We start from the raw sequence: 21,144 nt of genomic DNA, 5'->3' as shown, positions 1-21,144 counted from the left end.
GGATGGTGTTGTTCGGAACTGGCAAACTCCACCGCACCGGTAGAGGCGGATTCTGCCCGCCCCTACCGGCTACCGATACTGCGCGGAGAGAATTACTCGAAGCGGTCGGCCACTAGCGCCGTCAGATCGGCAACGCGCACCGAGTAGCCCCACTCGTTATCGTACCAGGCTACAATCTTGAAGAAGTCATCACCCATGCTCATCGTGAGTGGGAGATCGACAACACTGCTGTAGGTGGTACCGATAAAGTCGCTGCTCACGAGCGGATCATGGGTAACACCGAGAATACCCTCTAGCTCCTCGCTTTCACTGGCTTCGATAAAGGCCTGATTAATCTCTTCAACCGATGTCTTCGTGCTCAGCAAGACCGAGAAATCGACCATCGAGACCGTTGGTGTCGGCACGCGCACCGCGTACCCGTGGAACTTACCCTTTAGTTCAGGGATAACGAGCGCGACTGCTTTGGCGGCGCCGGTGGTGGTCGGTACCATGTTGATTGCGGCTGCTCGTGCCCGGCGCAGGTCTTTATGAACGTTGTCCTGCAAGTTCTGATCCATCGTATACGAGTGGATGGTAGTCATCAGACCCCGTTCGATTCCAAAGCGATCATTGAGCACCTTCGCGACCGGTGCCAAACAGTTGGTGGTGCAGGATGCGTTTGAGATGATGTGGTGCTTCTCGTGGTCGTACTTCGCGTCGTTGACACCCAGACAGATGGTAATATCCTCGCCTTTTGCCGGTGCGGTGATAATGACCTTCTTAGCACCAGCGGCCAAATGTGCTTTGGCCTTCTCGGCATCGGTAAACCGGCCGGTCGACTCGATAACGATGTCAACACCAAGCTCCTTCCAGGGTAGGGCGGCTGGATCGCGCTCGGCCAGCGTCAACAACTCATAGCGGACGTCGTCTAGCTCAACCACAATCGCTTTCTCTGTCACCGTTACTTCGCCGTCGAATGCGCCGTAAGTCGAGTCGTAGCGCAGCAGATGAGCCAGCGTTTGGGCATCGGTCAGGTCATTAATTGCCACGATTTCAAACTCTTCAGGATAGTACTCCAGCATCGCCTTAAAGCTCTGGCGTCCGATCCGGCCGAAACCGTTGATAGCGACGCGAACCATGGAAGCCTCCTTAGTACTCAGATCACGATACTCTGGCGCCTTCGCCAAGAGGGTCAATGGCATACGGGTCTGCCATTAACTGACGTGGTCATTATAGCATCTTTGTCTGTTGACTCGCATTATAGATTCTTGCCTATCAGGTGAAGAATTGCATACGCAACTGTCTACAGCGGAATGATAAAACGGTGAAACGAGGGGAGGCAGAGAGAGGAAGGGTTCCAATCTGCGCTGTTATGTCGAATCAATAGCCAGGCATACCCCTTTTTGGCAGTATTCATACGTTCAATCTATCAGATGTGCCATCAGATGAGAAACATTTTGCATTCCATCTTGATGTTGCTACAATACGTAGTAAGAAGATAATTGCTTTTAAGCGGGCAAGGAGGAGCGGCATGACAAGTCTGCTTATCGATGGGGGCGTAGGAGCGATCTTGCTTTTCTTTGTTGTGATGGGCTTTCGTCGAGGGGCGTGGCCGAGTGGGTTTGTTCTCGTTGGTACTCTGATCGGTACCGTACTGGTTGACCTCTGGCGTGATGGCATTGTGCATGTGTTAACACCGCTGGCTCTCGCCAGTGGCTGGCCACTCTTTCTCACCCTGAGTTGTCTCCTCCTGATCGCGGTCGTGGTTGGATACGGCGCCGATACTATTTTTGAATTTGGTCTGGAAAACGCCACTGAGTGGTCACATCGGCTCACTGGTGCGGCTATCGGTTTGGTGAATGCGGCACTGCTTACCAACTATCTGGTGCGTTACGCTCGTGAAGCCTGGCCCGACCCCGCTGCACTTGCCTGGCTTACCACAGCGACGATCACCCCGCTCGTGATTGATTTGTTGCCTTGGGGGATGCTGGCACTTACGCTGGCCGGTCTGCTGATTTTATTGTTTCGGCTGCTGCATGCAATTCGCAGTGAACAGGAACTGCATGCTGATAGACCGGTATCACAGCAAGAGGCCGATCGGCGGGTGCTTGAGCGTATCAATCAGGCCCTCGGTCATCGGCGTCGCTAACGTATTCGCACTGTAAAGGCTGGTGCCAGATGCAGGTAGGGCGTGTCACTCTGCCCTCGCCACAGTCGGCAGCGGTTTCCCCAACCACTCAGTATAGAGTTCACCGAACCGTCCGGCTGCCAGTGCGCTGCGAATCTCGGCCATCAGATTGAGTAAGAAGGCAACATTGTGCAAACTTACCAGTCTGATACCGAGCAGTTCTTTCGAGCGGTAGAGATGATGGATGTAGGCTCGCGAGAAGTGACGACAGGTGTAGCAGGTGCACCCCTCTTGCAGTGGTCTTCGATCATCGCGTAATGCGGCATTGGTAACATTGAGACGCCAGTTGCGTTCACGATTGCGAACTAACGCTGCGCCGTGACGCCCAAGACGGGTTGGGCTGACGCAGTCAAACATATCGATTCCACGCGCAACACCTTCGAGCAGATCGTCCACATCGCCAACGCCAAGCAGATGACGGGCCATTCCATCCGGCAGGTACGGTACGGTCATGTCAACTACTTCGTACATCTGGGCCTTGTTGGCGCCGAGTGATCCGCCAATGCACAGGCCGTCGAAATCCATACTGCTGATATATTCAGCACTCGCCCGCCGCAGGTCGGGAAAAATACCGCCATGCACAATGCCGAAAAGTAACTGATCAGGATTCGGCAATGCGGCTCGATTCCGTTGCCGATGCGCGGTCAGACAGCGTTCTGCCCAGCGATGGGTACGTGCCAGACTCTGAGCCGTGTATTCGTAACCAGCCCGGAATGGCGGTAACTCGTCGAAACAGACAATAATATCGGCGCCGAGGTGGTGCTGTACCTCTATGCTGCGTTCGGGAGTAAAGACGTGTCGCGATCCGTCAAGGTACGATTTGAAGATGACCGCTTCTTCAGTAACGGTCACCATATCGTTGAGCCGTGATGGATGGGCAGGGCGACGCCCTTTGACTTCATCGGCGATCCCACCGTAAACGAGCGAAAAAACCTGGAATCCACCACTATCGGTCAAGATTGGGCCATTCCAGCTCATAAAGCCGTGCAGCCCTCCATGACGGGCGATCAACTCGTGACCAGGTTGGAGGTAGAGATGATAGGTGTTGCCAAGAATGATAGATGCCCCATGATCGCGTAGTTCGTGAGGAGTGAGCGATTTGACGGTGGCACGAGTGCCGACCGGCATAAAGACAGGTGTCGCTACTGTACCGTGCGCGGTTTGTAAGAGGCCAGCACGGGCACGGCTGGCAGGATCACGGGCTGTAATGGTAAATGGTGCCATACGCTTGCTTTAGTCGAGGATTATGTACTGATTGACACAGGTCAGTATTATAACCGAGGAGTGAGGACTAATGATCCAGACGAATGAGGCCAAGACTTACCACAGAAGGCACAGAGAATACACTAGTTCTACCAGCATTCTCTCTGCCCTCTGTGGGGTAACAAACGAAAGAAATGTATGCGGTAGAGCGAAAGTGATGGGCAGACCTCTACGCTGTCGGTTGCGCTCGCTTTTCTGCCCGGCCAACGATACGTCGCGCCAGAGCCAGTTCTTCAGGGCCAATGGCACCCAGCACCCACGCCCCAATCCCGTATGCAATAGGGCCAATGCACAGTGCGCATGCGGTACCAACCCATCCCGGTAACCAGATCAGTGCCGGTACTATCGCCGCCGCCATGATCAAACTGGCAATTGCCGGTCGCCACAACAGGCGATGGATGTTCGGTGATAGGCCTTCTTGTTGCAAGACCGGTCGGAAGACTGTATAGAGGACAACTTCTGATAGGATAGTAATCACAGCCGCCGCGAGCAACGCCGATTCGGGTTGACCAAGACGAATAGCGATTGGGATGACGAAAAGGTTGGCGATCAGGTTAAACGCAGCTCCAATCACAAAGGCGCGGGTAATCGCAGTCTGGCGCTCAATGGCAATGAGTACGTACTGCAATAATCCGTTCACAAATGAGAGTGGAAGAAACCATGCCAACACGGCGAGCACCGAAACCGATGGGAGGTACTCAGTAAAACGCCGACGGGCAAACAGCCATACCAGATCGTCGGCTAGGAGTGTCATGGTCATTGCCAATGGAAATGCGATCAGGAGCAACACGTGAAGAGTACGTTGTTGAGCCGCTGCCAGCTCGCTGCGTGCGCCTCCGGCACGACGGGCAAGGAGGGGGAAGACGGCAAAGGTAACCGCTGGCGGTAATACCAACGCAATGTTGAGCAACTGATATGGTAAGACGTATTGTTGAACGAGGAGGTCGGCGTTGCTACCACCAAACGCTCGCACGATGAAGAGATCGAAACGAAAGAAGATGATGCTCAACAGATTGTTGAGCATGAGCGGTAATGCTTGTGGTACGATCTGTCGGATTGTGGTCAGCTTAAAGCTCAAGGTTGGGGTGAAGAAGGTACGCACTTGCAAACCGAAAAAGATCAAGGCAGTCAGCGAACTGACCAGCACCGCTGCCCAGGCCAGGCCGATGACTCCCCAACCAAGGCTAAGCACAGCAATGCGCGCCACAAAACTGAGCAGAGCAGTCAGGACTTCAATGACCGCCGGGACTTCCATGCGCTCGGCTGCGTTGTACAGGGCTGTTACTGCCCCGCTGTACGCTCCTGGTATCAGCGTAAGAAGCAATATCCAGATTGCTTGCTGTCCTTCAGGAGTGAGTGGTTCACTAAGACCAAGCCTGCCAATCGTGTTGTAGATATAAATAACCAGCCAGGCAATCGGGATGGCAGCAACACCGATCAAGAGCAACCGTAATCCCAGCGTTATGCCAAACAGGTGCTGTGCTGCCGTCGGATGGCGGGCTGCTTCACGGGTCAGTAAGATGCCCAGTCCAAATTCGGTAAAGGTTGCCAGATACTGAGCAACCAGCAATGCCGCTGTATTGTAGGCTCCCAGCGCCGCCGGGTCGAGGGTGCCGACCAGCAACAGCAGGATGATCGTATCCAGGCCACGCACAAAGAGACGTAAGCCAAAGGTAATTGCGCTGTTTTTAAAAATACGCCGGGCTGCATTTGCTGGATCATCCTGGTACAATCGGCGCCAGAGAATGGCGCCGATGCTAAGTATGATCAGGGCAGTGCCGATGAGGGTGGCAACTAGAATAAGACGATTGTTCATGGCGATTGCGTGGTAATTGTGATCGAGCGACCGTTGCTGACCAGATGGATCGCACCGTTGAGTTTGGGATGGTATACTTGTGGGGCCAGTTGTTTTCGTTCGTACATACTGTGCAAGGCTGGCTCATCGGCTTGAAAGCCGGTACTGAACGCGATTGCCCGAATCTGCAATCGTTGCAAGGCCGGGTTGTCAATGGTACGTTGCCACGGATAGATCAACAAATCAATCCGTCGTCCGGCCAATTGATTGAGTGCGTTGTCGCCAGCACTGCCGCCGGTGTGAATGAGGATGCTAACCGTGCGATGTTCGATCAAGAGAACGCTCCCACCCTCAGTTCCATCGGAAACGGCCAGTACGTGGAGCTGTGCCCCACCGAGATTGATACGTTGACCAACCTGCAACTGGCGGATTGGTGTTGCATCCTCGCGCAACAGATCGTACCATTCACCGCGCACGATGGTTGGCGTGAGCGCCAGAGCTGGTTGGTACCGGCGCAATGCACCTAACTGTCCTGGTATGCGCTGATCATCTGCCTTCGTCAAGACAACAGTCGCGAGTTGTCGTTGCCAGAATGGTAGATGCCTCCCCAATTCGACTGCCAGACCTATCGGATCGCGACCACCGTCGATCAGGGTGAACGAACCGGCCGGCGACTGAATGAGAATGGCGTCGCCGACGGTTGGCAAGACAATCACGTGAAGATTGCCATCGGGCCGTTGCAACCAGGCTAGCCCACCGAGGATTCCGATCAAACCAAGCACGAACCATATCATCCGCTGTTGCATACGTTCCCCGTAGATATAAGCACTCACTGTCGTTCTCTACGTATAAAACCGTGCAACAGCGGAAAAAGTTACACTCTCGATTACGCCAGGGCAATAACTTCAATTTCAATTTGGGCATCGCGTGGCAGACGAGCTACCTGCACGGTTGAACGTGCCGGTGGGGTGTCGCCAAAATGCTCGGCGTAGGCTGCATTCATCGCCGCAAAATCGTTGAGATCGGCTAGAAAAACGGTCGTCTTCACAATGCGGTCAAGTGAACTACCGGCTGCCTGCAAAATGGCAGCAATGTTGGTAAAGATTTGGCGCGTCATCGCCCCAATATCATCGGTAATCAGCTCATTGGTGTCCGGATTGATCGGCAATTGTCCAGAGACAAAGATCAGGTTCCCAGTTTTGATCGCCTGTGAATACGGCCCAATTGCTCCTGGGGCCGCATCAGTACTGATTCGTGTCCGATCCATCGTGATCGTTCCTTTCTTTTTAACGTAAGAGCCAGAATCCGGTCATAACAAAAAAGTGCCAGATAACCGGCAGTAATCCTCCCACAATGGCTTGTGCGCCGTCCCATTCATACACTTCTACCCACAGTGCTGCCGTTACCCAATAAGCAACTGCCAGTGCTGCAAACCAGCAGATCGCGGCCAACCATGGCAGGTTGACAAGCAAGCTGATCAATGCCAGGAGCATTGGTAACAGGCGTGGCAATTGCACAAGTGGGTAGAGGGTGAAAATATGGGCCTGTTCCTGCTCTTCGGTGACGTTGCCCTGGATTAAAAATGATATAAGAACAAGCAGCGGCCATTCGAGCATACCGGCCATCCAGAAACCGATTCCGCCGATGATGATGCCGGGGTTTGGCCAGTAATCGCCATCAGTGAGTGCCGGTAGGGTAAACATCAAGCCCAACGGCAATGCAACTAGTGTCATAGCCCGTATTGCGGCGAAAAGGCGTGAACCGAACGTTGCCGCCGTTTTCCATTCTACCGATAGGGCCTTTGTTGTTGCGACAGGCTGACCGATCAGTTGCAGGTTTGGCACAAACGCTGCCGGCTGAAAACGTGGAGCATCGTTAAGTGGAGGGGTATGGCTCAACCGCTCAGCACAACGGGCGATCAGATCATGCCAGTGACTCATTGTACCAACCAGAACCACACCTGGTTGCCATTGGCCGGTAACGATGAGACCGCAAAAGCGACACAGCCAGGGTAAGCGTTCAGATCGAACGAACATGATCTGCTTTCCAAAACCCAGATCAACCACCTGACAGGCACTGATGTGCGGCCATGGAATGTCTGCCTTGAACCGTGAATTTCGTCCGCGAAATACATAGCGGATCGTCAGCGAATGCTGGCCTGCCGTAAATGCTGTTGGTACTGCAACGAGGATCGCCATACAGCTTACAATGACCAGCCCTATCATGAGATGGGCTGCAACCAACAACCAAAATGGTGCTGGAAGATCAGGGCGATCGGCAATGCCAAAGAACGGTACCTCTACCCCTTGATACGACTCAAAGATGGCACGGTACACCGGATCACGACTCACCCACAAGAGCGCGGGGTTGCTGCGGTAGGTAGGAAAGAGCAGGGCGAGAGCGCGATCCCAGTAACTTCGGTAGTGGAGAATACCGAGTGCGAGTACAAGCAGTGCCGAGATTGGAGGAATAAGCCCCGCTAATGAGAATCGCGGTACAGTTGCCACGACATCAGGTTCGGTTGTTGGCGGTAGATTTACTTCGGTCGATGCAGGAGCCGCAGTTCCACGGAGAAACAGCCCAAACAGAGGCGAGCGGCGCTGTTCATCGACGACGAGTGGCTGCGCTCCTTCAATCCGGCGAATTGCCCGCGCATGTTCTTGCAGAATGGTGTTAAGTAAATGATCAAACTCACGAATTCTCGAAGTGATCAGAAATGCCGGTCGGAAGGTTGTGCCGTATAACAATCCATACAGGCGATGCCAGCCGGTCAGCCGCTTGGCCGATGCTGCCGGGATCACGAGCAACACAAAGCGCTCACCGACTTCATCACCGGTAACGTGAATCTGGTGCAGTTCTTCCCAGGCAACCGGTAACCAGCCGCCAGCAAACTCAACGAGTAACCCACGTCCGCCAACGCGAATAGCTGGCAGTGCATTCAATAACACAAGAGCTAGCAGCAGTCCACTCACCACCCACAACAACACGACAAGTGTATCCACCATCCATTCATTCACATCTTGGGGGAGTGGTGATAATACCTCAAAAAATGGTTGCAGGAGCGTATTGCGTTCTACCCAACGAGCTATCGGCTCATATATCAGCAGCCCGCGGGCAAGCTGATACACAGCAGTCAACAGACTGACGAAAACCAGCAGATTTCCCGACATCGACAACCAGATACGCCGACGCCATGGATAGCTGTAGATTTTCTCTGCGGCCAGGACACTCATTGTGCCAAATACTTTCTCTACCCGTCTGCGATCTGACGTACTCGCAATTCTGCCATATCGAGCAACTGTTGACAGGTCGCTGCCAGTTCAGCCCCTCGTTCATAGAGGTGGAGTGCCTCGGCTAGTGACAGTTCACCACGTTCAAGACGCTCGACAATTATTTGTAATTCTGCCAACAACTGCTCGTACTGTTCAACGGTAGTCGGTTCACTCATTTGCTGTCTCCACAGTTACACGCAGCGTACCGGCGTGTAAGGTCAGGTGCAATGTCTCACCAGGTTGAACTTGGGCTGGATCGGTGATAACTGTGCCATCAGATCGCTGAGCAATGGCGTATCCGCGTGCGAGGGTGGCCTGGGGGCTAAGTGTTCTCAGGCGTGCGTGTAGGCTTTGCAGGCGAGCCTGTTCAAACTGAATCCAGCGTGCCAGAGCACGATCAGCACGCCGCAGCAGATCATCAACAGTTTGACGGGCCGTATCAAAACGACGTCGTGGATGGTTACGCTGTAAGAGCATGTGCTGTTGCGCGACAACGGCACGTTGCGCATCGATACGCGATAAGATCGCACTCTCAGCCCGTTCACGAAGCTCCGTAATTTGTTGGCGAAGGTCGCCAATTGCTGGTGCCACCAGTTCAGCAGCAGCCGAAGGCGTTGGCGCCCGCACGTCGGCCACAGCATCAACCAGCGTAGTATCGGTTTCATGGCCGACACCGGTAATAATCGGTACCGGACTCAGTGCTACTGTCCGCACGACCTGCTCATCGTTGAACGCAGCCAGGTCTTCGCTGGCGCCACCACCACGCGCCAGAATGATAACATCGAGTGGTTCTGTGTAGGCGCGCCGCAGCGCAGCGACAATACTGGCCGGTGCCAGTTCACCCTGTACCAGGCAAGGCGAGAGCACCACTTCAGCTAATGGGTAGCGACGGCGTAAAATCGTGAGCATATCTTGCAGGGCTGCGGCCTGTGGTGAAGTAACGATGCCGATGCGACGGGGTAAGACCGGCAGTTGGCGTTTCCGCCGTTCATCGAACAATCCCTCTGCTTCCAGCCGGGCACGCAATTGCGCAAGTTGGGCATTGAGTAGTCCTATCCCAGCAGGCACAATCTGGTCAACAACAAACTGCACTTCACCGCGCGCTTCGTAGAAACCAACCCGTCCATGCGCCAGCACTGCCTCTCCGTTTGTCGGGAGCAGGGCTACCCGCTCGGCGGCTGATCGCCACAGCACTGCACGCATGCTGGCCTGCTCATCCTTCAGCGTAAAATAGCAATGGCCGGAAGGGTAGCGACGGAACTCTACCACTTCCGCCAACAGCCAGATGTCAAAGAATAACCCTTCCTCTTCGAGGTGAGCACGCAATGCGTTATTAAGTTCAGATACCGTAAAGGCGTGCATCAAAGCGGTTCAATGACCATGAGCGGTTGCCCGTACTCTACCGGTTGTCCATTCTTGACCAGAATTCGGGCAACACGACCGGCAACTTCGCTCTCGATCTCGTTCATCATCTTCATTGCTTCGATAATACCAACGGTATCGCCGACGCGCACTTCATCTCCCTCCTGCACAAACGGACGATCCTTCGGAGATGGAGCCGCGTAGAAGGTGCCAACCATCGGCGCAGTAATGGTGTGACCGGCTGGCATTTCTACCGGTGGGCCTTCAGGAGCCGGTGGTGGTTGAACGAACGGCGTCACCGGCGTTGTTGGCAAGGGCTGGATGGTTGGTGCGGCGGGCATAGGGGTAGGATAGATAATACCTCCTGCATGACCGCGTTTGACATGCAGCTTGGTATCGCCGCGTTCGATAGTAATTTCGTAAACATCGCTTCGTTCGAGCATCTGCAAGAGATCACGAACGGCAGCAAGACCGAAAGGATCGGATTGATCGGCTGGCAATTCTGTTGTTTCGTCCTTCATAGCTCCCCACGGCATAATCTCGGCGAAACTACCCTATTGTATCATAAGCAGCGACAGGCGATGCTGTTCCTGACTTCTGCCTAACAATACCGATAAGCGATTATTACGTTTAGTGATAAAATCTTTACCGACAAAAATTACCCAGATTGTTATGCTAGGCACGAGATACTCTTGTAGTGAAAGGATACAACGATGTTCTCACGTAATGTAGGTACACTCGACCGTGATATTCGTCTAGTACTAACTATGATTTTGGGACTCATCTCACTCTTCGGTCAAAATTTTTGGTTGCAGGTCGTTTGTGGGTTTCTGGCGTTAATTATGTTTGCAACCGCAGCATTTGCCGTATGTCCGCTTTACTGGCCGTTTGGAATCAATACCTGCAAGCGTGAACAGAAAAAGAAACAGGTGTAATTACGTCACCCGTTGAAGGCTTTTGTCGTTAATAAGGGTAGAACGCTGTGTGAATTATATCACAGACAGTGAGGTTCTGCCAAATTGCTCACGATCTGCCTTGGGAGAGCAAAGGGTAGAGGAATCCGCTGAGGCAAGCGGCAGGTTAGCGATCACAAGCTGATACCAGAAGCCTGTCCTAACTATGTCGTTCTAAACCATAAAGGTCGCCCTCGCCGTCCTGATGCAACCGCAACGGCGCTGGGGCGCCGATAGCCACCGTGTTAGGAGTGGCAAGGTGAGTGTGGCCCTCACCTTCCCCCCAGCCCCCTTCCTCTCCCACCAGGGGCGGAGAAGGGGGGATGAACGGAACAGGGGCGATCCTGCGGCTGTCAATCACCCCTCTCCCGCAGCGCGGGAGAGGGGCTGGGGGTGAGGGCGGCCCTCACCTCCCCCCAGCCCCCCTTCCTCTCCCACGCTGTGGGAGAGGAGGGGGGAGGATGATGCTCCTCACCTTCCCCCCAGCCCCCTTTCCACGCCAACGCTGCGGGAACGGAAGGGGGAGAGGAGCGGAGCAGGGGCGATGCTGCGCGGGCATCTGTCAACAATGCCGAGTCCACCACCTAGATCACCCCTCTCCCGCAGCGCGGGAGAGGGGCCGGGGGTGAGGGTGGCCCGCAGCGCGGGAGAGGGGCCGGGGGTGAGGGTGGCCCGCAGCGCGGGAGAGGGGCCGGGGGTGAGGGCGACCCCTCACCTGGTTCCCCTTTCCTACACGGCGCAAAAGTATGTTGGACCCCCTCACGCAATGATTGCACGGGTACGGGACACGCCCAATGAGAGATCTGCGTTTTCGATCAGGCGCTAAGATGTTTCGGGTAAATCCCAAGCCGAGAACGTCAAAAACCTCTGGCAGGGAGGCCAGGGCACTGCCCCTTCACTGATACGATCTACCCCCAACTTGGTGGGAACGAAGGCGAAAGTCTCCTCAGCTACTGTGCAGCCATACTCTGCGGTACCGGTTGCTGGCGTAGTAATGCAACAATGTCCTCTTCGATCTGCGAAGGAAGCTCGGTCGGTGCATACCGGCGGTACGGTTTTCCATTGCGATCAACCAAAAACTTCGTGAAATTCCACTTAATTGCAGTACTACCAAAGAGGCCGGGGAGCTGGGCCTTAAGGTACGTGAATAGAGGATGCTCGTTTGGTCCATTTACATCAACCTTAGCGAACAGCGGAAATGTCACGTTGTATGTTCGTTCGCAGAACTGAGCAATCGCTTCATTGCTGCGTGGCTCCTGCATAAATTGGTTGCTCGGAAAACCCAATACGGAAAACCCTTGATCTCGGTAACGACGGTAGAGTTGTTCGAGGCCGGCGTATTGCGGTGCCAGCCCACACATACTGGCAACGTTCACGATAAGTAAGACCTGGCCGCGAAAATCGGCCAGCGATTGGGTCGATCCGTCAATACGTTGTGCTGAGAACTGATAGATAGTCATACGATTGTTCCTCTGATACTGTGAAAATCCTGTGTATTTACTGTGCAGTAATATTATACTACCAAAATGATTTTGCCACGAAAAAAAGTGAGCGATTCCGTAGCGGTGTGCAGAGGATCAGGGCCACTGCTCAGCTCGTAACTGCAACATGCTGCTATTCCCTAACATGCACGGTTGATCCTCTGGTCCGGTTCTCTTCCGCTCCCGTGAGCGGTGAGGAAGAGGAACAACGAAAGATACGCGATGGTCGTTCTCTCGCACAATGCTGCACTCGCCTCGCCTTCCTTATCTCTCCTCAACAACGCCTGCCGCATTGACGTGGGTGATCATTAGTGATATATTGTATCAAAAGCTAGTCGCTGCGCGGTTTGTCCTTCGTGGTGGAAAGCTACATTCCCGAAATTGATCGGCGCAAACGACAGTACACTACATCCTGTCCGGGCGTGTGGTCAGGAAGAGAGGGTAGTACGTATGCCACTTTACGTTTACGAATGTCCAGAATGCGAGATTGACCTTGAAGAGCGACGACCTGCCTGGCAAGCCGATGATCCGGTGGAATGTCCGATCTGCCACGGTTTATGTGTGCGTACTGTCAGTACGGTTCATATTCATCGTTCGTCATTGCCGGTGTATGCCACGCCTGAACAGGTCGCACGAATTGTGCATGGGGTTGACTGTGTCTGCTGCCGACCGCGTCGGCGTTCTTGAGGAGGGAAATGAGTATGAATGCTCAGGCTATCCCGATCACTATTATCACCGGGTTTCTCGGTTCCGGTAAGACAACGCTCTTAAATCGGATTCTGCGTGCCGATCTCGGTCGGCGCACGGCGGTGTTGGTCAATGATTTCGGCACGATCAATATCGATGCGCAGCTTGTCGTTGATGTGGATAGTGATACCATTGCGCTGGCAAATGGTTGTATCTGCTGTACGATTCGCGATGATCTGCTGCGGGCGGCCATCCAACTCCTCGAACGTCCCCAGCCACCCGAATATGTGGTAATTGAAACCAGTGGCGTGAGTGATCCGTGGGCAGTTGCCGATACTTTTCTGCTCCCTGAATTGCGTGCGCTGTTCCGCCTCGACGGCATTATTACTGTCGTTGACGCTGAGTACGTCGATCAACAGCCATCTTACGAATCGCTGATTGTCGATCAGATCAGTGCGGCAGACATTGTTGTGCTCAATAAAATTGATCTGGTTCCCGCAGAGCGCCATCGTGTGGTAGAGAAATGGATTCGGCGGATTGTTCCCCAGGCCCGAATCCTATCGGCGGCGTATGGTGATGTTCCGCTTGGGCTGCTGCTTGGTATCGAACGTCCTGCCGGTCTTGTACCGTTGCACCTTGCTGATCATCATACGCAACCTGATCATATCCGTGAACACCACCACGATCACGCAGAGGATGGTGGTGAGCATCACCATGATCATGGGGCGGAGTTTGCCACCTGGAGTTACGTTAGTGATCGGCCATTCACGTTGCATGCGTTCCGTCAGGTTATTCTCAACCTTCCGCCGACCATTTTTCGTGGTAAGGGGTTTGTGTATCTGGCCGAAGTGCCGCAACGCAAAGCGATGCTTCAGCTTGTCGGAGTACGTGTACACGTGACGGTTGGTGATCCGTGGGGCGATGAGATGCCGCAAACACGGATGGTTTTCATCGGTGTACCTAATGGTGTTGATGAGGCTATGTTGCGGGCCAAGTTTGACCGCTGTCTCGCTGTAGATACTGCTGGCAGCGAGGCTGTGGCGGCACAACAAACCTGGATGCGTTCGTCGGTGGCGTAGGATAGTGTGGGCAGCGGTTGGTTTTGGTCGCTCTTCGTAACTCTTCCTGACACATTGACCAGATGATACACGGTGTGATGGGGCGGGTTCTTGACCCGCCTCTCTGTCTATCATCAGCGTAACGTGATGTATCGATTCCCATTTACCATCGTTTTTATGTTATACTAAAACCCTCATTTGAAATCGTCAGTTGTTACTCTAAAGTGACATGTATCGCCAACATTCGTTCTGTTCATTCTGCGGGCATCCTTTTGCCGAACATCAATCCTGGCCTCGTATATGTGCCAACTGTGGTAGTACGACCTATCGCAACCCTTTACCGGTGGTTTTGTTGTTGCAGCCGGTTGATGATGGGCTGCTTTTGATACGGCGCTCCGCTTACCCCCGACGTGGCCAGCTAGCGCTGCCCGGTGGTTTTATCGAGATGGGAGAGCGCTGGCAAGACGCGGCGGCGCGTGAGTTGTACGAAGAGGCTTGTGTCGAGGTTGATCCGGCCTTGATTAGCGATTTTGCAGTCCGTAGTACCTCTGATGGTTACCTGCTCGTGTTCGGGATTGGTCCTCAGTTACGGAGTCAAGACCTGCCACCTTTTTTGCCGAATAGCGAAGCTGCCGAGCGCGTGATGGTGACCGAGCCGGTTGAATTAGCGTTTCCGTTGCACACCGAGATGGTCATGCGCTTCTTTACTCAGCTTCGTCAGTGGCGGCCACTGACCTGAGCAGAGTCTGAATGTGGGCCGGGTTTGGCATTATCCGGCAGGCGAGAGGGAGTATCTGTGACGGGCGATCAGTCTCGTTGCTGCTTCTTCGGGATTCGGCGTTCTTTTTTGGCATAGCAGAGCAGCAATGATGGCAGAGGTAGGAAAGAAGCGGGAACGGTAACTTTTGCTTCCCCTTCCTTATTCCCTCCGCGAACATCTCGCTTCTTCCACCGGTAACAACTTGCGCTATAATAGCGAATCATGAGCGGATACTTTACTATTCCAACCCGTTTTCGCCTGACTGCTGCTCAGCGTGAGCAGCTTAACTGGTTGCTTCGCGAGCGCGGCATTGAACTTGATGAATTGATTACCGATCTGGTCTCCGAGTATCTGGCCGGTCAGCCGCTTCCCCCTTCGCCAGCGCCGGTTGATCGACAGTCAACAATTCGTGAGCAGTTGCGATTACGGCGGAATCAATTGCGAATCCTGCGTCCTCAACTCCACGATCCGCATAACCCACCTCCTGAATGGCTGCGGGTGATGATTGCCGAGCTAGAAGAGGAAATTGCTCGTCTCGAGCTTGAATTACAACGGGACGACTAATATGCCACGCCAGCGTCTGGATCAGTTGCTTGTTGCCCGTGGATTGGCTGAAACCCGTGCCCGTGCGCAAGCCTTGATTATGGCAGGGCATGTGCTGGTCAACGGTCAAGTGCAGACCAAGGCTGGTACGTTGGTAGACGGGGATGTGCATATTGAACTGCGTGCGGGATTGCCCTACGTCAGTCGTGGTGGCTTCAAACTGGCCCACGCACTCGATCAGTTTGCCCTCGATCCCAGTGGTCTGACGGCGATAGATGTCGGCGCCTCGACCGGTGGCTTTACGGATGTGTTACTTCAACGCGGCGCCAGCCGGGTCTTTGCCGTTGATGTTGGATACGGCATCCTTGATCACCGTTTACGTAACGATCAACGGGTGGTTGTGCTTGAACGTACCAATATTCGCTATCTTTCGGCTCTGCCGGACGACGTGTTGGCCGATTGTGCGGTGATCGATGTCAGTTTTATCTCGCTGCGGTTAGTATTGCCTGCGGTACAGCGACTGATAACGTCGCAGGCCTGGATTGTGGCTCTGATCAAACCACAATTTGAAGCCGGTCCTAAGCAGGTCGGGAAGGGCGGCGTGGTTCGCGATCCGGCTGTTCATGCGCAGGTGCTACAGGATATTCTTACCTTCGGAACGACTAGCGGTCTGAATCCGGCCGGTCTCACCTGCTCGCCGATTACCGGTCCAGCCGGTAATGTAGAGTTTCTTGTGCTCTTTCATCCAGATCGTCCAACCATTGAATTCAAGGGTGTCATCGCTGCGTTGCTGTTCGGTCGAAGCGATAGTGTACCTCCCGTAGGTAATCGTTGAGGGTAATGTCGGCAGCGGATCGGTCACATCGTTATCTTCATCGAGTCATCTGCGGGTGACCGACGTTTCACCCTCGCATGACGATGGGTTTTTGCTCACACTCCTGGCATACCTTGCCGGACGATCCCGCGTTGTACCAATGATTGTGACGCAAGATTTCCGACCTCATTCCAGCGTTTGCCCGACCTTTGCACAGCTTCGTTCACCCATATTTTACACCCGGTAAACGAATCACAACTGGCAACTCAAGATAAAAATGTTACATTTAAGGCATACGTTGACATCTCAAGCAATGGCGTGGGCTGACTATGCAAGAGGTCGCGCAGATTTCCGCAGGACCCCAGATTGGTCCGAATTCAATCATCCAGACGGTCGCCGCTGCGCGTGAACAGTACGGTGATGAGGCAGTTACTGCGTGGTTGCGTCGTACCGGACGTGCCCATCTGCTTGAGGCCATGCCCGATCACATGCTGCCCGAAAGCGAATTTGGTGCGCTGATCGACGATCTGCGTCGGTGGTTGGGGATTTCGGCGGCGATGCAGATCCTCGCACGTTCTGGTGATCTAACGGCGAACTACGTGGCAACCAATCGCGTACCGGGCTTCATTCGACTGCTGTTACCTCGCTTACCGGTTGGGTTTGCCTTGCGCATGTTTTTGCCCGCCATTGCCCGTCATGCCTGGACGTTTGCCGGTAGTGGTCGCTTTGGCTATACGTTGCAACCGGTCTGGCGTCTAACACTGGCCGATAGCGTAGAAGCACGGGGTGTACAGGCTCATGAGCCTGTCTGTGCCTATTATCGGGCAGCGTTTGAAGGTTTGCTGCGGCGCGTCGTTTGTGATCGACTACGGGTAGAAGAGGTCGCGTGTCGGGCAATGGGTGCTGTGCAGTGCGAATTTCACGTCTCTTTGAGCAAATAAGGTTCTCTTTTTTGCTTGCAAGTGTAGTTCAGAGTTGGTCGTCAAAAAGGAAGAGAGGTCACGCATGCGGATCATGATGATCCAGCCCAACTATCATGCCGGTGGCGCTGAAATTGCTGGGAATTGGCCGCCAAGCTGGGTGGCATACATCGGGGGCGCATTGCGTACAGCAGGTTTTGATAATCTGCGCTTTGTCGATGCAATGACCGAGGATTTATCCAACGATCAGATTCGTCAAATTTTTCGGCACAATCGGCCAGATGTGGTGATGGCGACTGCCATTACGCCGATGATTTACAAAGCGCAGGAGACACTCCAAATTGCCCGCGAAGAGCTGCCGAATGCGCGTCTGATCCTCGGCGGCATTCACCCTACCTTTATGTATGGTCAGGTCTTAACCGAGGCGCCCTGGATTGACTACATCGTGCGGGGAGAAGGGGAAGAGATTATCGTTGAACTGATGCAGGCAATTGCTTATGGGAGTGATCGCCGTGATCGCATCAATATCAAAGGCATTGCCTATCTTGAAGATGGCAAAGTTGTAGCGACACCGGCACGTGATCCGATTGCCGATCTCGATAAACTCACGCCGGATTGGAGTCTCTATGACTGGAAACGGTATATCTACGTTCCGTTGAATGTTCGGGTTGCGGTGCCAAATTTTGCCCGTGGCTGCCCCTTCACCTGTCGTTTCTGCTCGCAGTGGAAGTTCTGGCGTCGCTACCGGGCGCGCAGTCCACAGAAGTTTGTTGATGAGATTGAGACCCTGGTGCGTGAGTACAAGGTTGGCTTCTTCATCCTGGCCGACGAGGAACCAACGATCAATCGGAAGAAATTTACTGCTCTCTGCGAGGAGCTGGTTCGGCGTAAGCTTCCAGTTTACTGGGGGATCAATACCCGTGTGACCGATATTCTGCGCGATGAGGCCCTGTTACCGCTCTGGCGTGCAGCAGGATTGGTGCACATCTCGCTTGGTACGGAAGCTGCGGCCCAGATGAATCTTGACCGGTTCCGCAAGCAGACGACGATTGAACAAAACAAGCGGGCAATTGAGTTGATCAAGAAGCACGGGATGGTCGCCGAGGCGCAGTTCATTATGGGGATGGAAAACGAAACGCCCGAGACCATCGAAGAGACCTATCGTTATGTGCTCGATTGGAAGCCGGATATGGCCAACTGGAATATGTACACGCCGTGGCCATTTGCCGAGCTGTTTGAAGAATTAGGCGATCGGGTAGAGGTGCGTGACTACTCGAAGTATAACTTCGTGACCCCTATTATGAAGCCCGATCTGATGGATCGCGAAGATGTTCTGAAAGGGGTGTTGCGTAACTATGCCCGCTTCTACATGCGCAAAGCTTTCCTAGAATACCCCTTCATTAAAGACCCCTTCAAGCGGCGGTATATGCTCGGCTGCTTACGCGCCTTTATGAAGACAACCGTCACGCGCCGCTTCTACGATCTCGGCCGTGTCCATGTGCGTGGGACGCAGCTTGAGATCGATCTCGGCTTCGACGAGTCACGGGTTTTGACTCCAGAGCAGATTGCTGCACTGAAGCAGCAGAAGGTTTTGAATGCCGACACGACGTTTGGTGGTGCGGCGCCTGGCATTGATCCAGAAGAGATCAAAATTCAAGCTGAAAATCCATTGAATTTACCGCTTGAAGTAGCAACGACGGAGGCCCAAAAATCTTCACAGCCGACTCCATGAGCATAGCCTGATCGCGTCGTTCGGTGACGAGAGTATTGACATCTCGTGCTGTTGTTTGAGGGGCGGGCTCGCAACCCGCCCTTCTTTGTGCACGCTAGCGCTGCCCTTGCCTATTACCCTGTATTGGTCTCTCCTGGTCAGATGGTGTCTGAAAATTCACGACTACTCCATACCGCTCACCATCCACCAAACAGGGTATATCCCAACACGACGACCAGACCCATACGCACAATGCGAGCCAGAAAGACACTGATTGCAAAGACCCAGACCGGTATTCCAACGGCGCCGGCAATGATACCGGCAACGTCGAAAAAGGGGTTAGGTGGTGCGGAAAGGAGGAAAAGTACCAGTGGCGCTCGCCAGGGGTGTTGCATCTGGCGATGTACCCATTCGTAGAACGATGTGCGTTCCATCGCTTTCCGACCGCTGCGTCCGGCATAGAATGCGACCAGTTCACCCAAAACCGAGCCGGCAGCCGCTGCCAGGGCAACACCGTAGGGGTTAAAGGCCTGACCTAGTCGGATCAGTAACGGATAATACGGTACTGGTACCACAATCGAGGCATTGGCGATACCGGCAGAAAGAAAGGCGCCCACGTAACCGAGGGCGCCTAGACGTTCAACCAGATCGGGGGGCAGAAGGATGAAGACGAGGATATTGGCGACTGCAATGGCGATACCGACAACTGCGGGCCAAAGCCATACCCGCCAGAGTGGAAGTGGTGTCTCGACAGACATAGTTCCTCGCGATATTAACACGATCGTTAAAGCAAACGTAGGCGTTTCAACCAGCGTAGAGGATACCCAAAGCTCCTCATTGCTCGTACATTGCCACTCAGTAAATGTGCCCGATCCAATGCTCGCTGATCGACACGCTGGCGTATGATCTTGCGTTCTTCATTGTCGGGCATTGTTACAAGTGTCATAGCTTGTTGCCAGACATCATCGCGCCAGTTTCGGATCAGACGTGCAGTACACCACTCGTCGAGTGGGCCACAAGCAACATCGACGAGCTGTAGCATTTTGGAGTAGGGGGCGATCACTTCATCTTGCACCCGGTCAATAGTTCGCTGAATAACCCGATTGACGGTTAGGTAATCATGATGACGCTGATCCCGTTGCGTTGGTGAAAGTGTGGGCCACTCTGGCCGCAACAAGTCGTCTAATACCAATACCAGGTCACAATTAATGTGAGCGTTCACTCCTAGCAGCAGATGTTGTACCACCGACATATTTTGATTTGCAGCACAGGCAAACGTGTACTGCCAGACCAGAGGTCCACTTGCACCTTGATCCCAGGATTGCAGAGCTGCAAAGTAGTAGTCCGCAAAATCATTGATTAACTGCGAGACCCAATCGGGGTCGTGAAACTCACCACCTGCTACGCCAGCGAGCATATGATCGGTCATACGTTGGTAACAGGCAAGAAAGATGGCCCGCCGGTCGTTGAGTGCCGTCCATTGTTCGACCTGTGTTGTCATTCGTTCAGTCAGCAAGAGATCATCGCCCTTTCTGCTTATGATTGATAGGGAGTTGATATTTTCATAAACAGTGTACCATGCAGAGCAAATATCCTCACTAACATTTGATAACCTACCCATGCCGTGGTCGAAAATCCACCTCGTGAATAATTTTGTCAGCCCGTCTAATGAAATCTGCCGGGCTTGCTACACTCACTTTCGCCAATCGCTCTGGCGATGACACAGGGGATAGCATAGCAGCATTCGGAGGAAAGGTTATGATTCACAGCTTTTTTACCAAGAGCAATGTTCACGATCTACCATTGCGATCTTTCCAAAAGATATTCTTTGTGCTGTATGTACTTATCGTTGTTGTGCTAAGTTCCATAATGGTTCTCTTTTTTAAGCGTCTTTGCAGCAATGCAAGGTGTTGATGTCCCCTGGATTCAGGAAGAGGCGGGCAAGTATACTGTTAAGAATGCTTTGGTCTTGATACCGGGAACGATTGTTGGTCTTCTGTTTGTATTGTTATCGCATCGTTTGGTAGTCACAACAGGTCGACGTGGTTATTATTTTCTTGCGATCTGGCCAATAATTGTTGTTATCCCTCTCGCTATTCTCAAGCTCTATGGAGGGGCCTGTGGTTATTGTCGTGCGGTCGTATGTACTCCGAATCCTGTGCAAAGTTGCGGCATCACTGCTAGATTTTCGCTTACGCTTTTCGAGGTGATGTGCAATTGCTACAGATAGACCGGAATTGCATGGTGCGTGTATAGGAATGTCTCTTCAACGGGTTAGGTGATGTCAAGGCGATAACGCACAAGGTCTACTATCATCTCTAGCTGAGCCTGGTCAAAGGAGTTATTCTGTGCTCATGA

21 protein-coding genes are annotated in these 21,144 nt (G+C 53.5%); 9 read left to right on the top strand and 12 right to left on the bottom strand.

The genetic code is table 11. The annotated features are described in order from the left end of the window. Positions 1-92 precede the first annotated feature (92 nt). The gene (gap, locus tag JE47_RS0111925; RefSeq protein WP_031459979.1) at positions 93-1,118 is read right to left on the bottom strand and encodes a type I glyceraldehyde-3-phosphate dehydrogenase; all 1,026 of its coding nucleotides are present in this window, start codon (positions 1,116-1,118) and stop codon (positions 93-95) included. Positions 1,119-1,510: 392 nt separating this feature from the next. Here gap and JE47_RS0111920 point away from each other — a divergent pair, with 392 nt between their 5' ends. Further along, a complete protein-coding gene (locus JE47_RS0111920) occupies positions 1,511-2,128 on the top strand; it encodes a CvpA family protein (RefSeq protein ID WP_031459978.1) in 618 nt (205 codons plus the stop codon). Between the two features lie 45 nt (positions 2,129-2,173). Here the strand turns inward: JE47_RS0111920 and tgt are convergent, their stop codons facing one another. The 8 genes from tgt to accB form a co-directional block, all read right to left on the bottom strand. Continuing rightward, a complete protein-coding gene (gene tgt, locus JE47_RS0111915; protein ID WP_031459977.1) occupies positions 2,174-3,391 on the bottom strand; it encodes a tRNA guanosine(34) transglycosylase Tgt in 1,218 nt (405 codons plus the stop codon). Between the two features lie 208 nt (positions 3,392-3,599). Next, on the bottom strand, positions 3,600-5,246 hold the full coding sequence (locus tag JE47_RS0111910) for an oligosaccharide flippase family protein (protein ID WP_031459976.1): 1,647 nt from the start codon (positions 5,244-5,246) through the stop codon (positions 3,600-3,602). Beyond that, positions 5,243-6,031: a hypothetical protein gene (locus tag JE47_RS0111905; RefSeq protein WP_031459975.1), complete on the bottom strand. Its 789-nt coding sequence runs from the start codon at positions 6,029-6,031 to the stop codon at positions 5,243-5,245. Before JE47_RS0111905 ends, JE47_RS0111910 begins: the two co-directional genes overlap by 4 nt. A gap of 80 nt (positions 6,032-6,111) precedes the next feature. Next, on the bottom strand, positions 6,112-6,492 hold the full coding sequence (locus tag JE47_RS0111900; RefSeq protein WP_031459974.1) for a RidA family protein: 381 nt from the start codon (positions 6,490-6,492) through the stop codon (positions 6,112-6,114). 19 nt (positions 6,493-6,511) lie between these two features. Further along, on the bottom strand, positions 6,512-8,458 hold the full coding sequence (locus tag JE47_RS0111895; RefSeq protein WP_031459973.1) for a hypothetical protein: 1,947 nt from the start codon (positions 8,456-8,458) through the stop codon (positions 6,512-6,514). 17 nt (positions 8,459-8,475) lie between these two features. Beyond that, complete coding sequence (gene xseB / locus JE47_RS0111890) at positions 8,476-8,673, bottom strand: exodeoxyribonuclease VII small subunit (RefSeq protein WP_031459972.1); 198 nt, start codon at positions 8,671-8,673, stop codon at positions 8,476-8,478. After that, positions 8,666-9,859 carry an exodeoxyribonuclease VII large subunit gene (gene xseA / locus JE47_RS0111885; protein WP_031459971.1) on the bottom strand — a complete coding sequence of 398 codons (1,194 nt, stop codon included), beginning with the start codon at positions 9,857-9,859 and terminating at the stop codon, positions 8,666-8,668. Before xseA ends, xseB begins: the two co-directional genes overlap by 8 nt. Continuing rightward, on the bottom strand, positions 9,859-10,380 hold the full coding sequence (gene accB, locus JE47_RS0111880; protein WP_031459970.1) for an acetyl-CoA carboxylase biotin carboxyl carrier protein: 522 nt from the start codon (positions 10,378-10,380) through the stop codon (positions 9,859-9,861). Before accB ends, xseA begins: the two co-directional genes overlap by 1 nt. 192 nt (positions 10,381-10,572) lie before the next feature. Between accB and JE47_RS0111875 the strand changes: the two genes are divergently transcribed. Continuing rightward, positions 10,573-10,794, top strand: a complete 222-nt coding sequence (locus JE47_RS0111875) for a YgaP family membrane protein (RefSeq protein WP_031459969.1) — start codon at positions 10,573-10,575, stop codon at positions 10,792-10,794. Between the two features lie 968 nt (positions 10,795-11,762). Here JE47_RS0111875 and JE47_RS0111870 read toward each other — a convergent pair. Further along, the gene (locus tag JE47_RS0111870; RefSeq protein WP_031459968.1) at positions 11,763-12,272 is read right to left on the bottom strand and encodes a glutathione peroxidase; all 510 of its coding nucleotides are present in this window, start codon (positions 12,270-12,272) and stop codon (positions 11,763-11,765) included. Positions 12,273-12,743: 471 nt separating this feature from the next. Between JE47_RS0111870 and JE47_RS0111865 the strand changes: the two genes are divergently transcribed. From JE47_RS0111865 to bchE, 7 genes are all read left to right on the top strand, one after another. After that, positions 12,744-12,980, top strand: a complete 237-nt coding sequence (locus tag JE47_RS0111865) for an FmdB family zinc ribbon protein (protein WP_031459967.1) — start codon at positions 12,744-12,746, stop codon at positions 12,978-12,980. An 8-nt stretch (positions 12,981-12,988) separates the two neighbouring features. Continuing rightward, complete coding sequence (locus JE47_RS0111860) at positions 12,989-14,059, top strand: CobW family GTP-binding protein (RefSeq protein ID WP_031459966.1); 1,071 nt, start codon at positions 12,989-12,991, stop codon at positions 14,057-14,059. A gap of 208 nt (positions 14,060-14,267) precedes the next feature. Continuing rightward, the gene (locus tag JE47_RS0111855) at positions 14,268-14,777 is read left to right on the top strand and encodes an NUDIX domain-containing protein (protein WP_031459965.1); all 510 of its coding nucleotides are present in this window, start codon (positions 14,268-14,270) and stop codon (positions 14,775-14,777) included. 243 nt (positions 14,778-15,020) lie between these two features. Then, positions 15,021-15,362 (top strand): hypothetical protein, encoded by a 342-nt coding sequence (locus JE47_RS0111850; protein WP_031459964.1) that lies wholly within the window; start codon positions 15,021-15,023, stop codon positions 15,360-15,362. A 1-nt stretch (position 15,363) separates the two neighbouring features. Then, complete coding sequence (locus JE47_RS0111845) at positions 15,364-16,176, top strand: TlyA family RNA methyltransferase (RefSeq protein WP_031459963.1); 813 nt, start codon at positions 15,364-15,366, stop codon at positions 16,174-16,176. A gap of 308 nt (positions 16,177-16,484) precedes the next feature. Next, complete coding sequence (bchJ, locus tag JE47_RS0111840; RefSeq protein WP_031459962.1) at positions 16,485-17,096, top strand: bacteriochlorophyll 4-vinyl reductase; 612 nt, start codon at positions 16,485-16,487, stop codon at positions 17,094-17,096. 64 nt (positions 17,097-17,160) lie between these two features. Continuing rightward, positions 17,161-18,807, top strand: a complete 1,647-nt coding sequence (gene bchE, locus JE47_RS0111835; RefSeq protein WP_031459961.1) for a magnesium-protoporphyrin IX monomethyl ester anaerobic oxidative cyclase — start codon at positions 17,161-17,163, stop codon at positions 18,805-18,807. Between the two features lie 176 nt (positions 18,808-18,983). Here the strand turns inward: bchE and JE47_RS0111830 are convergent, their stop codons facing one another. Both JE47_RS0111830 and JE47_RS0111825 read right to left on the bottom strand, forming a co-directional pair. Further along, entirely contained in the window at positions 18,984-19,544 is a 561-nt protein-coding gene (locus tag JE47_RS0111830; protein WP_031459960.1) for a VTT domain-containing protein, read from the bottom strand. 26 nt (positions 19,545-19,570) lie between these two features. Continuing rightward, on the bottom strand, positions 19,571-20,287 hold the full coding sequence (locus tag JE47_RS0111825) for a DUF5995 family protein (RefSeq protein WP_031459959.1): 717 nt from the start codon (positions 20,285-20,287) through the stop codon (positions 19,571-19,573). Between the last annotated feature and the right edge of the window lie 857 nt (positions 20,288-21,144).

Source organism: Chloroflexus sp. MS-G (genome assembly GCF_000735195.1).
Taxonomy (GTDB): Bacteria; Chloroflexota; Chloroflexia; order Chloroflexales; family Chloroflexaceae; genus Chloroflexus.
Note: the sequence above shows the minus strand (reverse complement) of the source record. Positions and strands in the feature narration are given on the sequence as shown.